Raw genomic sequence first — 14,701 nt, 5'->3', positions numbered from 1 at the left:
CTTCGGCCCGATGGCCCCGCAGGTCTCACGACCAGCGGGGCCATCGGCATGTCTGCGACCATCGGCAAGGATGTGCGAGGCGCCTGCGGGGAGCCTCACGACGAAGGAGTCTGACCATGGGCCGACTGTTCGGTACCGACGGCGTGCGTGGCCTCGCCAACCGGGACGTCACCGCTGAGCTCGCGCTCGACCTGTCGGTCGCGGCGGCGCACGTGCTCGGCTCGCTCGGGCAGTTCGAGGGGCACCGCCCGCGCGCGATCGTGGGCCGCGACTCACGGGCGTCCGGCGAGTTCCTCGCGGCGGCCGTCTCGGCGGGACTGGCCTCCGCGGGCGTGGACGTCAACAACGTCGGCGTGCTGCCGACGCCGGCGGTCGCGTTCCTCACCGCCGAGCTGGGCGTCGACATCGGCGTCGTGCTCTCGGCGTCGCACAACCCGATGCCCGACAACGGCATCAAGTTCCTCGCCCGCGGCGGGCACAAGCTCGACGACGAGCTCGAGGCCGCCATCGAGGCGCGCATGGGGGAGAGCTGGGAGCGACCGCTCGGCGGCGACGTCGGCCGGATCCGGGTCGACACCGGGCGCGCGGGTGAGCAGTACGTCGAGCACCTCGTCGGCACCATCGACGTCCCGCTGACCGGTCTGCGGATCGCGGTGGACTGCGCGAACGGCGCGGCCAGCGACGTGGGTCCCGCGGCGCTGCGCGCCGCCGGCGCCGACGTGGTGGTCATCAACGCCTCGCCCGACGGCCGGAACATCAACGAGCTGTGCGGTTCCACGCACCCCGAGCAGCTGCAGGCTGCCGTCGTGGCCTCGGGCGCCGACCTCGGTGTCGCGTTCGACGGCGACGCGGACCGCTGCCTGGCGGTCGACGCGGCCGGCGTGCTGGTGGACGGCGACCAGATCATGGGCATCCTCGCGCTCGCGATGCGAGACCGCGGGTCCCTGGTGGACGACACCCTCGTCACCACCGTGATGAGCAACCTGGGCCTGAAGATCGCGATGCGCGAGGCCGGCATCGCGACGATCGACACCGCGGTCGGCGACCGGTACGTGCTCGAGGCGATGCGCGCGGGCGGGTACTCGCTCGGCGGCGAGCAGTCCGGGCACATCATCATGGCGGCGCACGCGACCACCGGCGACGGGGTGCTGACCGCGCTCCAGCTCGCTGCGCGGGTCGCCTCGACCGGCACCTCGATCGCCGAGCTGGCCAGCGTGGTCCGCCGCCTCCCGCAGATCCTCGTCAACGTGCCGGGCGTCGACAAGCGTCGCGCCGACACCGACCGCCCGCTGCTGGACGCGGTCCGCGCGGCGGAGGCCGGCCTCGGTGACACCGGGCGGGTGCTGCTGCGGTCGTCCGGGACCGAGGACCTCGTCCGGGTCATGGTCGAGGCGGGCACGCAGTCCGAGGCGGACCGGGTCGCGAACGAGCTGGCCGGCGTGGTCCAGCAGCGGCTGGCGCTCTAGTGCCGTCCGGGCCGCAGTGGGAACAGGCGCTCCGGGACGTCGCGCTCTGGGTCATCGAGGCGGGGAGCCGGTCGCCCGAGGGCCTCGCGTCGATCGTCCAGGCAGGCCACCCCGCCTTGCGCGCGGTCGCGACGCCCTACGACGCCCAGCTCTCCGACGACGAGCTCACCGCGCTGCTCGAGGTCATGCACCGGACGATGCGCGCCGCGCCGGGCGTCGGCCTGGCCGCGCCGCAGCTGGGCCTGCCCCTGGCGCTCGCCGTGCTCGAGGACCCGGGCACCGTCTCGGACGAGCACGCCGAGATCCGCGAGCGCGAGCCGCTGCCGTACCGGGTGCTCGTGAATCCGCGGTACACGGCGGTGGGCGACGAGCTCGCCGCGTTCTACGAGGGGTGCCTCAGCGTCGTCGGCTACCAGGCCGTGGTCGCCCGTGCGCGGCAGGTGCACCTGGTCGCGCACGACGAGCGTGGCGAGGCCGTCGACGAGATCGTCAGCGGCTGGTCGGCGCGGATCGTCCAGCACGAGGTCGACCACCTGGGCGGCACCCTCTATCTCGATCGCGCCGAGCTCCGCTCGCTGGCGGCCTCCGACGAGTTCGGCGCGCGCTGGGCCGCCGAGCCGAGCCCGGCCGCCGCCTCCCGCGCGCTCGGATTCTCTCTGCCCTGAGCGCGACGGTGGTCGGACTACGGGTCCGACCCTGGGATGATTCGGGGCTGCACCAGGGATGAACCGGGGGTCACCCCTATGTCATCCGGCCCCCGGGCCGTCTTACCGTGGAGCTACGACATCGGGGCACTCGCTCGCGGTGCGCGACGCAGGAGGATGTCACCGTGATCGAGGAGTGGGCGCTCGCCCTCGTCGGATCGCCGTGGATCTTCCTGGTGCTCTACCTGTTCGCCATGATCGACGGCTTCTTCCCGCCGATCCCCAGCGAGTCCATCGTCATCGCCCTGTCGGCCGTCGCGATGTCCACGGGGTCGCCCAACCTCGCCCTGATCATGCTCGTCGCCGCCGCGGGAGCGTGGACCGGCGACCAGATCGCGTACCAGATCGGCACCAAGGTCAAGGTGCGCGAGCTGCGGGTGCTGCGATCGCCGCGGGGGCAGGCCGCCGTCGACTGGGCGGAGAACGCGCTCGCGAACCGCGGCGCAGCCTTCATCATCGCGGCGCGCTACATCCCGATCGGGCGGGTGGCCGTCAACATGACGGCCGGAGCCGTCGGGTACAGCCGCCGCCGGTTCATGGGGCTGACGGGCATCGCCGCGGTGACGTGGGCCTGCTACTCGGCCGTCATCGGCATCGGCGCCGGCGCCTGGCTCCACGACCACACGCTGGTCGCGGTGGGCGTGGGCGTGATCGGTGGTCTGGCGATCGGTCTGGCCATCGACTGGGTCCTGCGCCACCTGACCCGTCACCGTGGCGTCGAGCAGGCGGGACCGGCGCCCGCGACGACCGTGGCGGTGGACGCGCCCGAGCCCGAGACGGTCCCCCCGGTCACAAGACGCTCACGATCCGACCCCGCTGCCTAACGATCCGGCATCACCCGGTCAATTGCCCCATGACTGTGCTTACTCTCTGACTGTGTCGACGTCGCGGTCGGCGCTCCCGTGCCTGTCCACACCCCCGGGGGTGTCTCTCGGCATGGGCCGAGCAGACAGGGGGCGAGATGGGCGAGCGTGCGCGGTGGGCCGTCGGCCTCGCGCTGTCCGCAGCACTGGTGCTGGGCCTCGCCGCGTGCGGCGCGCCTGAGCCGGCGCAGGACGCGGCGCCCACGGCCGTGGTCGCCGCGACGGCGGACTGCCTGTCGGCGCAGGTGYTCGCCGCCCTCGAGCTCGCGCCGGTCGACGAGCCGGCCGCCGACGGCACGCCCCGCCCCGACGCCCCCGAGGTCGGCCGCGTGCCCGACGACTTCCACCCCGTCAGCGTCGTCGTCTGCCTGCCGGGAGGGACGCTGCACGACTCGTCCGGCACCTGGACCGCGGTGACGGCGAGCCGGCGCGAGGGGAACCTCGACGCGCTCGTCGGTGCGCTGCGCCGGCCGTCGGCGGCCAGGGGCGGCACGTGCAGCACCACGTCGGTGGTCCCGCCTGCGCTGTGGCTGGTCGACGTCCTGGGCCGCGCGATCCGGCCGGCCTGGCCCACCGACCGGTGCGGCGCGCCGCAGAATTCGGTGACGGAGGCGCTCGACGTGCTCCAGGAGACCGACAGCGAGCAGTACCCGGTGCGCCTGGTGCAGCCCGCGGACGAGGTCCCCGGCCGCTGAGCCCTACAGCTTGCGCAGCCGGACGCGCTCGACGGCGTGGTCGCGGCCCTTGGTCAGCACGAGGGTGGCGCGGCTGCGGGTCGGCAGGATGTTCTGCACGAGGTTGGGCTCGTTGATCGAGTCCCAGATCCGCTCCGCGCGCTCGACCGCCTCGTCGTCGGTGAGGGCCGCGTACCGGTGGAAGTACGACTCGGGGCGCGCGAACGCGGTCTGCCGGAGGGCCAGGAAGCGATCCACGTACCAGCGCCGGACGTCGCTGGTCCGCGCGTCGACGTAGATCGAGAAGTCGAAGAAGTCGCTGACGGCGAGGTTCGACGTGCCCTCGGCCGTGGGTCGCGCGGGCTGCAGCACGTTCAGGCCCTCGACGATGAGCACGTCGGGGCGGTTCACGACGATCTCGCGGCCCGGGAGGATGTCGTAGGTCAGGTGGTCGTACACCGGCACGCGGACCTCCGGGCGGCCGGCCTTCACCTTCGAGACGAACCGCAGCAGGGCGCGACGGTCGTACGACTCCGGGAAGCCCTTGCGCTCCATCAGCCCGCGGCGCTCCAGCTCGGCGTTCGGGTAGAGGAAGCCGTCCGTGGTGACCAGCTGGACGCGGGGGGTCGCGGGCCACCGGGCGAGCAGCTCGCGCAGCAGTCGTGCGGTGGTCGACTTGCCGACAGCCACGGAGCCGGCCACGCCGATGACGAACGGGGTGCCCCCGACGTCCTCGCGCAGGAACGTGCTCGAGGCGGCGTGCAGCCCCCGGGTCGCCTCGATGTGCAGGTCCAGCAGCCGGGAGATCGGCCGGTAGATGGCGTCGACCTCAGCCAGGTCGATGGGGTCGCCCAGGCCGGCGAGGCGTTCGACGTCCGCGTCGGTGAGGGGGAGCGGCGTGGAGGCGGAGAGCCGCGTCCAGGCGTCGCGGTCCAGGTCGACGTAGGGCGTGGCCGGGGTGAGCGACGGTGGCACGGGGTCGATTGTGCCCGAGGTCCGGCGCCGGGACCGTCCGGGCGCCCCGGTAGACTCACGGCCATGTGTGGAATCGTCGGTTACGTCGGTAGCCAGGTAGCCAGCGACCGCCCCCTCGACGTCGTGCTGGAGGGCCTCCGCCGTCTGGAGTACCGCGGCTACGACTCGGCCGGCGTCGCGCTCGTCAGCCCGGACGGCCGGCTGGCCACCGCCAAGAAGGCCGGCAAGCTGGCCAACCTGGTCGAGGAGGTCGACCTGCGCCCGCTGCCGGAGTCGACGGCGGCGATCGGTCACACCCGCTGGGCCACCCACGGCGGCCCCACCGACGTCAACGCCCACCCCCACGTGGCGGGCAAGCTCGCGGTGATCCACAACGGCATCGTCGAGAACTTCGCGGCCCTCAAGGCCGAGCTGCTGGCGGACGGCGTCGTGTTCCTGTCCGAGACCGACACCGAGGTTGCCGCCCAGCTCATCGCGCGGGCGTACGAGGGCACGGGCGACCTCACCCAGGCCATGACCGCGGTGGCGCGCACGCTGCACGGCACCTTCACGCTGCTGGCGGTGCACGAGGACGCCCCGGACACGGTGGTCGGTGCGCGGCACGACTCCCCGCTCGTCGTCGGGATCGGCGAGGGCGAGAACTTCCTCGGGTCCGACGTCGCGGCGTTCATCTCGCACACGCGCGAGGCGCTCGAGCTGGGCCAGGACCAGGTGGTGACCATCACGCCGGACGCCGTCGCGGTGACCGACTTCGACGGACAGCCGGCGCAGGCCCGTCGGTACACGGTCGACTGGGACGCCGCGGCCGCCGAGAAGGGCGGCTTCGCCTCCTTCATGGACAAGGAGATCCACGACCAGCCGCAGGCCGTCGCGGACACGCTGCTGGGCCGCACCGACTCCCGCGGCCGGCTCGTGCTCGACGAGGTCCGCATCGACGAGTCCGTGCTGCGCTCCGTCGACAAGATCGTCGTGGTCGCGTGCGGGACCGCCGCCTACGCCGGCCACGTGGCCAAGTACGCGATCGAGCACTGGTGCCGCATCCCGGTCGAGGTCGAGCTGGCGCACGAGTTCCGGTACCGCGACCCGGTGGTGGACGAGCGCACCCTGGTGGTCGCGGTGTCGCAGTCCGGCGAGACCATGGACACGCTCATGGCCGTGCGGCACGCGCGCGAGCAGGGCGCCAAGGTGCTCGCGCTGGTGAACACCCACGGCTCGACCATCCCGCGCGAGTCCGACGCCGTGCTCTACACGCACGCCGGCCCCGAGATCGCGGTCGCGTCCACCAAGGCGTTCCTCGCGCAGATCACGGCGGCCTACCTGCTGGGGCTCTACCTCGCCCAGCTGCGCGGCAACAAGTACGCCGACGAGGTCGCCGCCATCCTCACCGAGCTGCGCTCGATGCCGGACAAGATCCAGCAGGTGCTCGACCGGTCCGACCGCGTGCGGCAGACGGCGCGCTCGATGGTGGACGCCACCTCGGTGCTGTTCCTCGGGCGGCACGTCGGGTTCCCCGTGGCCATGGAGGGCGCGCTCAAGCTCAAGGAGCTCGCGTACATCCACGCCGAGGGCTTCGCGGCGGGCGAGCTCAAGCACGGGCCGATCGCCCTCATCGACGAGGGGCAGCCGGTGTTCGTCATCGTCCCGTCGCCGCGCGGGCGGGACTCGCTGCACTCGAAGGTCGTCTCGAACATCCAGGAGATCCGCGCCCGCGGCGCCCGGACGCTGGTCATCGCCGAGGACGGCGACGAGGACGTGCTGCCGTACGCCGACGAGGTGTTCTACGTCCCGCAGTCGCTCACGCTGCTCGCGCCGCTGCTCGCGGTGGTCCCGCTGCAGGTGTTCGCGTGCGAGCTCGCCACCGCGAAGGGCCTCGACGTGGACCAGCCGCGCAACCTCGCGAAGTCCGTCACGGTCGAGTGAACCGCGCGTGAACCGAGCGTGATCGTCGGGGTGGGCATCGACGTCGTCGACGTCGCGCGGTTCGTGGAGACCCTCCACCGGGTGCCGGCGCTCCGTGAGCGGCTGTTCACGCCCGAGGAGCGCGAGATGCCGGAGACCTCGCTGGCGGCGCGGTTCGCCGCCAAGGAGGCCATCGCCAAGGCGCTCGGCGCGCCCGGCGGCATGAGCTGGCAGGACGCGACGGTGCGTCGCGTCCTGGGGGCTCAGCCCGTCGTGGAGGTGGTCGGCACCGTCGCCGCCGCAGCGGCGACGGCCGGCGTCGACCGGTTCCACCTGTCCATCTCGCACGATGCGGGCATCGCGTCGGCCGTGGTGATCGCCGAGCGCGACTGACCGCTGCCCGCGGCGTCAGCGCAGGGCGGGGATGACCTCGTTCTCGAAGAGCTCGATGCCGGACCGGTCGTAGGCGGCCTCGGCGAAGTACGTGATCGCGTAGGTCATGCCGAGCTTCTCGAGGGCCTGGAGCTTCTCGACGATCTGCTCGGGCGTCCCGACGAGCGGGCCGTTGCGGAAGTTCTCGGCCTCCTGGGCGGCCTTGGCGGGCACCGTGTTGCTGTAGTGCTCCTCGATCCACGCGATCCGGTCGTCCACGTCGGCCTCGGTGGCGCCGATGACCACGTTGTAGTTGGCCGAGCGCGTGATCTCCTCGAACGGGCGGCCGATGGCGTCGCAGTGGCCGCGCAGGATCTCCGACTTGTGCGCGAAGCCCTCCGGAGAGCCGTCGAAGTTGGTGTACGCGGCGTGCTCGGCGGCGATGCGCAGCGTCTTCTTCTCGCCGCCGCCGGCGATCCACAGCGGCGGACCGTCCACCTGCAGGGGCAGCGGAGACAGCTGCGCGCCCGCCACCTGGTAGTGCGCGCCGTCGAGCGTCGCCGTGCCGTTGGTCCACAGCTGCTTGAAGATCTGCACGCCCTCGTCGAGCATCGCGATCCGCGTCCCGGCGGACGGGAAGCCGTAGCCGTAGGCGAGCCACTCGTGCTCATACCAGCCGGCGCCGATGCCCATCTCGACGCGGCCGCCCGAGATGATGTCGGCCGTGGCTGCGACCTTGGCCAGGTAGGCCGGGTTCCGGTAGGCCATGCACGTGCACATCTGGCCCAGCCGCACGCGGCTGGTCGAGGCGGCGAACGCGTTCATGAGGCTCCACGCCTCGTGCGTGGCCTCGCCGTTGGGCTCCGGCACCGCGTGGAAGTGGTCGTACACCCAGATCGACTCGTAGGCGTCGCCCTCGTCGGCGTGCGTGGCGAGGCCGCTCATGGTCTGCCAGTGCTCGCGGGGGTCGATGCCGGTGAGGTCCTGCCGCCAGCCCTGAGGGATGAAGAGTCCGAAGCGCATGGTCGGCACGTTACCTGCGCGGCACCGGCGGCGCAGCGCGCGCTCGAATCGTTCCGTTCCCGGGTGTGGGCATGTGCCCCGCGGACGCGCCAGGATGGGGGCGTGCTGCAGACCTGGACCTCCGCGCAGGTGCGTGCCGCCGAGCAGCCGTTGCTGGCCGCCGGCCAGCCGCTGATGGAGCGGGCCGCGTTCGCGCTGCACGTGCACGTGGCCGCCGCGCTGGTGGAGCGGCGGGGCCGGGTGGCGGGCGCCCGCGTGGTGGTGCTGGCCGGGTCGGGCAACAACGGCGGCGACGCCCTGTACGCCGGCGCTCTGCTGGCGCGCCGCGGGGTCGAGGTGCACGCGATCCTCACGTCGGAGCGCGTGCACGAGGGCGGTCTGGCGGCGCTGCGGGCCGCCGGCGGTCGCGTGCGCACCGACGAGACCGCGGCGCTCGCGGCCGGCGCGGACGTCGTGCTCGACGGGATCCTCGGCATCGGCGCCGACGGCTCCGGTCTGCGCGGGCGCGCCGGGTCCCTGGTCGGGGCGCTCCTGGCGCTCGGTCGGCCGTACGTCGTCGCCGTTGACGTGCCGTCGGGTCTCGGGGTCGACGACGGCCGACGGGACGGCACCGTGCTCGACGCCGACCTCACGGTCAGCTTCGGGGCGCTCAAGCCGGGTCCGCTGCTCGCGCCCCGCGCGGCGGGCCGCGTCGAGCTGGTCGACCTCGGGCTCGACCTCGGGGGCTCGCCGGCCCTGGTCCGGCTGGAGCCCGCCGACGTCCTCGACCTGTGGCCGGTGCCCGCCCCGGACGCGCACAAGTACACGCGCGGTGTCGTCGGCGTGGTCGCGGGCTCACGCGCCTATCAGGGCGCGGCCGTGCTGGCGACGAGCTCCGCCGTGCGGGCCGGCGTGGGGATGGTGCGCTACCTGGGAGACGTGGGGGACGTCGTCGTCGCGGCGCACCCGGAGGTCGTGGTGGGCAACGGGCGCGTGCAGGCCTGGGTGTTCGGTCCTGGGGTCTCGCCCGACGACGCGGGGCAGCGGCGACGCATCGAGTACGCGTTCGAGCACGTGCTCTCGCGCGGCGAGGCCGCGGTCGTCGACGCCGGCGCGCTCGAGCTCCTGCCGCCGCACATCGGCCCGCACGCCGTCCTCACGCCCCACGCGGGAGAGCTCGCCAAGCTGCTGGGCCAGCGCGGCGAGCACGTCGACCGGGGCGACGTCGAGGCGGACCCCCTGCGCTGGGCGCGCCGCGCGCACGAGCTCACCGGGGCGACGGTGCTGCTCAAGGGCCAGGTGACGGTCGTCGCCGGGGCGCAGGGCGCGGCGTACGCGCAGGCCGACGCACCCGCCTGGCTGGCCACGGCAGGCGCGGGCGACGTGCTCGCGGGGCTGCTGGGCGCCCTGCTGGCCGGCCGCGTCGATGCGGTCCACGAGGACCCGTCGCTCGCCGCGGCGCTGGCGGCCGTGGCCGCGCTGGTGCACGGGCGGGCCGCGCACCGGGCGAACCCCGGCGGCCCGGTCGCCGCGCGCGACGTAGCCGACGCCCTGCCCGGCACGATCGCGGAGCTGCTGGGCGCATGACCCTGCCGCCCGACCTCGTCGCGCGCGCCGAGGCGCTCGCGAGCGGCCCGCGCCGCCTGCTCGGCATCACCGGCGCGCCCGGCGCCGGCAAGTCCACGGTGGCCGCCGAGGTGGTCGCCCTCGTCGGCCCCCGCGCCGTCGTCGTGCCCATGGACGGGTTCCACCTGGCGCAGACGGAGCTCGAGCGGATCGGGCGCGCCGACCGCAAGGGCGCGCCGGACACGTTCGACGCGGACGGCCTCGTCGCGCTGCTGGCACGTCTGCGGACGCCCGGGCGCACGGTCTACGCCCCCGAGTACCGCCGCGACCTGCGCAACGCCGTCGCCGGGGCCATCGCCGTGCCGTCGGAGGTCACGCTCGTCGTGGTGGAGGGGAACTACCTGCTCCTCGACGACCACGGCTTCGGTCCCGTGGCGGGCCTGCTCGACGAGTCCTGGTTCCTGGCCCTCGACGACGACGTCCGGCTGGACCGGTTGGTGGCCCGGCACGAGGCGTTCGGCAAGTCACCACAGGCCGCGCGGGCGTGGTCGCACGGCCCCGACGAGAGCAACGCCCGGCTGGTCGCGGCGACCGCCGTGCGGGCCGACGTCGTCGTGACGCCCGCCTGACGGTCGACCCGCCCCCCTGCCGGCCGTCGGACGTGCCGGCACCGCCGACGGTGCGAGACTGGGCGCCGTGAGCTCGTACCCCGCGCGTGCCGTCGTCGACCTGGCGGCCGTCCGCGCCAACGTCCGGTCGCTGGCCGCGCACGCCCCGACCGCGCAGGTACTCGCGGTGGTCAAGGCCGACGGGTACGGGCACGGGCTGCTGCCCACCGCGACGGCAGCCGTCGCCGGCGGCGCCACGTGGCTGGGCACCGCGCAGGTCGGTGAGGCCCTCGTGCTGCGGCGCGGCGGGATCGTCGCCCCCCGGGTGCTGACCTGGCTGTACGCGCCCGGCGCTCCCTTGCGCGAGGCGGTCGAGGCCGACATCGACGTCTCGGTGTCCGCCGGGTGGGCGCTCGACGAGCTCGCGGCCGCCGCCCGCGCCGCCGGGCGCCCGGCGCGTACGCACCTGAAGGTCGACACGGGGCTGGGCCGCAACGGCCTCACGCCGGACGACCTCGCCGCGCTGCTGCCCGAGGTCCTGCGGCTGCGCGCCGAGGGGGCCGTCGACGTCGTCGGGGTGTGGAGCCATCTCGCGTTCGCCGACGAGCCCGAGCACCCCACGGTCAAGCTGCAGGCCGAGGTGTTCGCCGACGCCCTCAGGGCGGTCGAGGGTGCGGGGATCTCGCTCGAGGTGCGGCACCTGGCCAACTCCGCCGCCACGCTCACCGCCCCCGCGATGCACTACGACCTCGTGCGGCCCGGCATCGCCGTCTACGGCCTCTCGCCCGTGCCGCAGCTCGGCGGCCCGGACGAGTTCGGGCTGGTCCCGGCGATGACGCTCGAGGCCGAGCTCGCGAACGTCAAGGCCGTCCCCGGCGGGCACGGGGTCTCCTACGCCCACCAGTACGTGACGCCGCGCGACACCGTGCTCGGGCTGGTGCCGCTCGGGTACTCCGACGGGATCCCGCGGCACGCGTCGGGGACCCACGAGCGGCTCGGCGGACCCGTGCGCGTCGGCGGTCGGACCCTCGGCGTCGCCGGGCGCGTCTGCATGGACCAGGTCGTCGTGGACCTCGGTCCCGGCGCGACCGAGCAGGCGGGCGACCGCGTGGAGCTGTTCGGCACCGGGCGGGACGGCGGCCCCACGGCGCAGGACTGGGCGGACGTCGCCGGCACCATCTCCTACGAGATCGTCACCCGCGTCGGGTCCCGGGTCCCGCGCGTCCACATCGACAGTGAGGTGTCATGACCAGCATCACCGTCCGGCTGCCCGACGCCGAGGCGACCCGCGCGTACGGGCGCGCGCTCGCGGGCGTGCTGCGGGCCGGGGACCTCGTCGTGCTCACGGGAGACCTGGGGGCCGGCAAGACGACCCTGACCCAGGGGATCGGCGCGGGGCTGCAGGTGCGCGGTCAGGTGGCGTCCCCGACGTTCATCATCGCCCGGGAGCACCCGCCGCTCGCCCGCCCGGACGGCAGCCGCGGCCCCGCGCTCGTCCACGTGGACGCGTACCGGCTGGGCTCGCTCGACGAGGTGGACGCCCTCGACCTGGACTCGAGCCTCGACGAGGCGGTCACCGTGGTCGAGTGGGGCGAGGGCTGGGTGGAGTCGCTCGCGCAGGACCGGCTGGAGGTGACGCTCCAGCGGCCTCGCGGGGGAGGCATCGCCGACGACGACCTGGACGACGCGGCCGCCGGCGAACGCGTGGTGACGGTGCGGCCCGTCGGTGCACGGTGGGCGGACGTGGCCCTGCCCGACGCCGACCCGGTGGCAGGCTGACCCCGTGCCCGTCCTCGCCCTCGACACCTCCGCCGCCGTCGCGGTGGCCCTGACCGACGACGCCGGCCAGGTGCTGGCCCAGCGGTCCGACGCGCAGCAGCGCCACCACGCCGAGCTGCTCACACCCATGATCGCCGACGTCCTGGCCGAGGCCGGGGTCGATCGGCGCGAGCTCACCGCCGTCGTCGTCGGGACCGGCCCCGCGCCGTTCACCGGTCTCCGGGTGGGCCTGGTGACCGCCCGCACGCTGGCGCTGGCGCTGGGCATCCCCGTGCACGGCGTGCCCAGCCTCGACGCCGTGGCCGCGCGGGCGTCGCGCGTGCTGCCGGCGGGTACGGACGTGGTCGTCGCCACCGACGCGCGCCGGCGTGAGGTCTACTGGGCTCTGTACCGGCTGGTCGACGCCGGACGCATCGACGTGCTGGTCCCGCCCGAGGTCTCGGCGGCCGCCGACGTCGCTGCCGACCCGCGGACCGCCGGCGCCCTGGCGATCGGCCGCGGCGCGGCGCTGTACGCCGACACCTTCGTCCGGCGCGTCGACGGTGCGGTCCCGGGGCCCGTGGTGGCCCCCGCCGCCCTGCCCGGCACGGCACCGCTCGCCGACGAGGCCCCCGACCTCGAGGGGTCCGGGCTCCTCGACCCCGACCCGGCCGAGCTCGCACGGCTCGCGCTCGCCCGCCTCGCGCAGGGGCGCGTGCTCGACACCGAGCCGCTCTACCTGCGCCGGCCCGACGCCGTGCCGCAGGCCGCGCGCAAGCGCGTGCTCGGATGACCGAGCAGCCGGACGGTGTCGTCGTCCGCGTGCTGTGCCCCGCCGATCTGCCGGACCTCGAGCGCATGGAGGTCGAGCTGTTCGGCGCGGCCGCGTGGTCGCCCGAGAGCCTCGCCGCGGAGATCGTCGGACCGGGCCGCTGGTACGTCGGCGCGGTGGTCGGCGGCGCTCTGGTCGGGTACGCGGGACTGTGGTTCGACGGGTTCGACGCCCAGGTCATGACCATCGGCACCGACGCGCGCTATCAGGGGCGGGGCGTGGGGCGACGGCTGCTCGAGAACCTGCTCGACCGGGCCCGCACCCTCGGTGCCGCGGTGGTCCTGCTGGAGGTGCGCGTGGACAACGACCCCGCGATCCACCTGTACGAGAGCGTCGGGTTCGAGAAGCTGGGCATGCGCCGCGCGTACTACCAACCGGGCAACATCGACGCCTGGACCATGCGGCTGGACCTGCGGGCGACGGGAGAACCTGCGTGACGAGGACCGACGTGATCGTGGACGCCCTCGGGCTGGCCGAGGCGCTCGCCGGCGACGAGCCGCCCGTCCTGCTGGACGTGCGCTGGGCGCTGGGGCAGACGGACGGCCACGAGCGGTACCTCGCGGGGCACCTGCCGGGCGCGGTGTTCGTCGACCTCGACACCGAGCTCGCCGCGCCCGCCTCGCCGCGGGACGGGCGGCACCCGCTGCCCGACGTGGCTGCCCTCGAGGCGTCGGCGCGGCGGTGGGGAGTCTCGGCCGAGCGGCCCGTCGTCGCCTACGACGCCGTCGGCGGGACCTCCGCCGCCCGCGTGTGGTGGCTGCTGCGCTGGGCCGGCCTGACCGACGTGCGCCTGCTCGACGGAGGTCTGGACGCCTGGTCCGCGGCCGGCCTGCCGCTCGAGGCCGGCTCCGTGACACCGGAACCGGGGGATGTCGTCCTGGTGCGCGGCGCGCTGCGGACCATCGAGGCCGACGACGCGGCCGGCTGGACCGGCTCCCTGCTCGACGCGCGAGCCGCCGAGCGGTATGCGGGCGAGGTCGAGCCGGTCGACCCACGCGCCGGCCACATCCCGGGGGCGATCTCCGTACCCACGGTCGGGAACCTCGCGGCGGACGGCACGTTCCTCGCCGACGAGCAGCTGCGCGCGCGGTTCGCCGGCCTGGCCGGACCGGTCGCCGTCTACTGCGGCTCGGGAGTCACTGCCGCGCACGAGGTCGCGGCGCTGGCGTCGATCGGCGTCGAGGCCGCCCTGTACCCCGGCTCGTGGTCGCAGTGGTCGAACGATCCGCGCCGCCCGGCGGAGACAGGAAAGGCCGCGACCCCCTCGTAGGGGGTCGCGGCCTCCGGCAGGGGTCCGGTCAGACGGTCAGCGTGGCCTGGTCGTAGGCCAGGCGCTCGGCGCGGGGGCGCGTCGTGCCAGCACCGGCCAGGTGGCCGACGTTGACGACGAGGAGCGACTTCCAGCCGTTCTCTGCGAAGAACTCGGCGTCGATGCCCTCGGCGTCCATGCCGCCCATCGGGCCGGCGGCCAGGCCGGCGGCGCGCAGGCCGACGATCAGGTAGCCCGCCTGGATGAGGGCGTTGGTGCGGGCCATCGACTCGCGCTGCTCGGGCTGGCCCTCGAGCGTGTCGGCCAGCGCGGTCATGTGCGGCGCCAGCGTCGGGATGTGGGCGTGGAAGCCGGTGTCGGCGGCCAGGACGAGCGAGACGGGCGCCGCGAGGACGCGGTCCCGGTTGCCCTCGGCCATGTGGGCCGCGAGGCGCTGACGGGCCTCGGGCGTGCGCACCACGAGCAGGCGCAGCGGGATGATGTTGAGGGCCGTGGGGCCCCACTTGACCAGGTCGTAGACCGCGGCGATCTGCTCGTCGCTGACCTCGTCGGGGGTGAACGTGGCGGCGGTGCGCGCCTCACGGAACAGGAGGTCGGCGACGTCGTCGCCGACGGCCAGACCGGACGGGTTGAAGTCGAGGCCGTCCAGGACGGTGGTGTCAGTGGTCATGTCTCGTTGAAGCGTCAACTATCCCCGGTTGTTCCGGGCAGC

Annotated in this window: 16 protein-coding genes; 13 read left to right on the top strand and 3 right to left on the bottom strand. The window is 74.4% G+C overall.

The window, feature by feature from the left end:
• The first annotated feature begins 116 nt into the window (after nt 1-116).
• The 4 genes from glmM (at nt 117) to AC1DQC_RS03230 (ending at nt 3,728) form a co-directional block, all read left to right on the top strand.
• Entirely contained in the window at nt 117-1,466 is a 1,350-nt protein-coding gene (glmM, locus tag AC1DQC_RS03245; protein ID WP_477049797.1) for a phosphoglucosamine mutase, read from the top strand.
• Entirely contained in the window at nt 1,466-2,131 is a 666-nt protein-coding gene (locus tag AC1DQC_RS03240) for a peptide deformylase (RefSeq protein WP_477049796.1), read from the top strand. The genes glmM and AC1DQC_RS03240 overlap by 1 nt, the downstream gene beginning before the upstream one ends.
• A gap of 164 nt (nt 2,132-2,295) precedes the next feature.
• On the top strand, nt 2,296-2,994 hold the full coding sequence (locus tag AC1DQC_RS03235) for a DedA family protein (protein ID WP_477049795.1): 699 nt from the start codon (nt 2,296-2,298) through the stop codon (nt 2,992-2,994).
• 137 nt (nt 2,995-3,131) lie between these two features.
• Nucleotides 3,132-3,728 (top strand): hypothetical protein, encoded by a 597-nt coding sequence (locus tag AC1DQC_RS03230; RefSeq protein ID WP_477049794.1) that lies wholly within the window; start codon nt 3,132-3,134, stop codon nt 3,726-3,728.
• A 3-nt stretch (nt 3,729-3,731) separates the two neighbouring features.
• Here AC1DQC_RS03230 and coaA read toward each other — a convergent pair whose 3' ends face one another.
• Nucleotides 3,732-4,682, bottom strand: coding sequence for a type I pantothenate kinase (gene coaA / locus AC1DQC_RS03225; protein ID WP_477049793.1), 951 nt, complete (start codon nt 4,680-4,682; stop codon nt 3,732-3,734).
• Nucleotides 4,683-4,745: 63 nt separating this feature from the next.
• Between coaA and glmS the strand changes: the two genes are divergently transcribed.
• A complete protein-coding gene (gene glmS / locus AC1DQC_RS03220) occupies nt 4,746-6,602 on the top strand; it encodes a glutamine--fructose-6-phosphate transaminase (isomerizing) (RefSeq protein ID WP_477049792.1) in 1,857 nt (618 codons plus the stop codon).
• Between the two features lie 18 nt (nt 6,603-6,620).
• On the top strand, nt 6,621-6,974 hold the full coding sequence (locus tag AC1DQC_RS03215) for a holo-ACP synthase (protein ID WP_456826446.1): 354 nt from the start codon (nt 6,621-6,623) through the stop codon (nt 6,972-6,974).
• A gap of 15 nt (nt 6,975-6,989) precedes the next feature.
• Here the strand turns inward: AC1DQC_RS03215 and AC1DQC_RS03210 are convergent, their stop codons facing one another.
• A complete protein-coding gene (locus AC1DQC_RS03210; protein ID WP_477049791.1) occupies nt 6,990-7,976 on the bottom strand; it encodes an LLM class F420-dependent oxidoreductase in 987 nt (328 codons plus the stop codon).
• A 102-nt stretch (nt 7,977-8,078) separates the two neighbouring features.
• On the opposite strand from AC1DQC_RS03210, the gene AC1DQC_RS03205 reads away from it, so the two are divergent.
• The 7 genes from AC1DQC_RS03205 (at nt 8,079) to AC1DQC_RS03175 (ending at nt 13,989) form a co-directional block, all read left to right on the top strand.
• Complete coding sequence (locus AC1DQC_RS03205) at nt 8,079-9,542, top strand: NAD(P)H-hydrate epimerase (RefSeq protein ID WP_477049790.1); 1,464 nt, start codon at nt 8,079-8,081, stop codon at nt 9,540-9,542.
• A complete protein-coding gene (locus AC1DQC_RS03200) occupies nt 9,539-10,150 on the top strand; it encodes a nucleoside/nucleotide kinase family protein (RefSeq protein ID WP_477049789.1) in 612 nt (203 codons plus the stop codon). Before AC1DQC_RS03205 ends, AC1DQC_RS03200 begins: the two co-directional genes overlap by 4 nt.
• 67 nt (nt 10,151-10,217) lie before the next feature.
• Entirely contained in the window at nt 10,218-11,378 is a 1,161-nt protein-coding gene (alr, locus tag AC1DQC_RS03195) for an alanine racemase (protein ID WP_477049788.1), read from the top strand.
• Nucleotides 11,375-11,908, top strand: a complete 534-nt coding sequence (gene tsaE, locus AC1DQC_RS03190; protein ID WP_477049787.1) for a tRNA (adenosine(37)-N6)-threonylcarbamoyltransferase complex ATPase subunit type 1 TsaE — start codon at nt 11,375-11,377, stop codon at nt 11,906-11,908. The genes alr and tsaE overlap by 4 nt, the downstream gene beginning before the upstream one ends.
• A gap of 4 nt (nt 11,909-11,912) precedes the next feature.
• On the top strand, nt 11,913-12,680 hold the full coding sequence (tsaB, locus tag AC1DQC_RS03185) for a tRNA (adenosine(37)-N6)-threonylcarbamoyltransferase complex dimerization subunit type 1 TsaB (RefSeq protein ID WP_477049786.1): 768 nt from the start codon (nt 11,913-11,915) through the stop codon (nt 12,678-12,680).
• A complete protein-coding gene (gene rimI / locus AC1DQC_RS03180; RefSeq protein WP_477049785.1) occupies nt 12,677-13,156 on the top strand; it encodes a ribosomal protein S18-alanine N-acetyltransferase in 480 nt (159 codons plus the stop codon). Before tsaB ends, rimI begins: the two co-directional genes overlap by 4 nt.
• Nucleotides 13,153-13,989: a sulfurtransferase gene (locus tag AC1DQC_RS03175; protein WP_477049784.1), complete on the top strand. Its 837-nt coding sequence runs from the start codon at nt 13,153-13,155 to the stop codon at nt 13,987-13,989. Before rimI ends, AC1DQC_RS03175 begins: the two co-directional genes overlap by 4 nt.
• A gap of 28 nt (nt 13,990-14,017) precedes the next feature.
• On the opposite strand, the gene AC1DQC_RS03170 is transcribed toward AC1DQC_RS03175, so the two are convergent.
• Complete coding sequence (locus tag AC1DQC_RS03170) at nt 14,018-14,659, bottom strand: malonic semialdehyde reductase (protein ID WP_477049783.1); 642 nt, start codon at nt 14,657-14,659, stop codon at nt 14,018-14,020.
• Nucleotides 14,660-14,701: the final 42 nt, after the last annotated feature.

The sequence above is a fragment of the Cellulomonas sp. P4_H12 genome (genome assembly GCF_056400905.1).
Note: the sequence above shows the minus strand (reverse complement) of the source record. Positions and strands in the feature narration are given on the sequence as shown.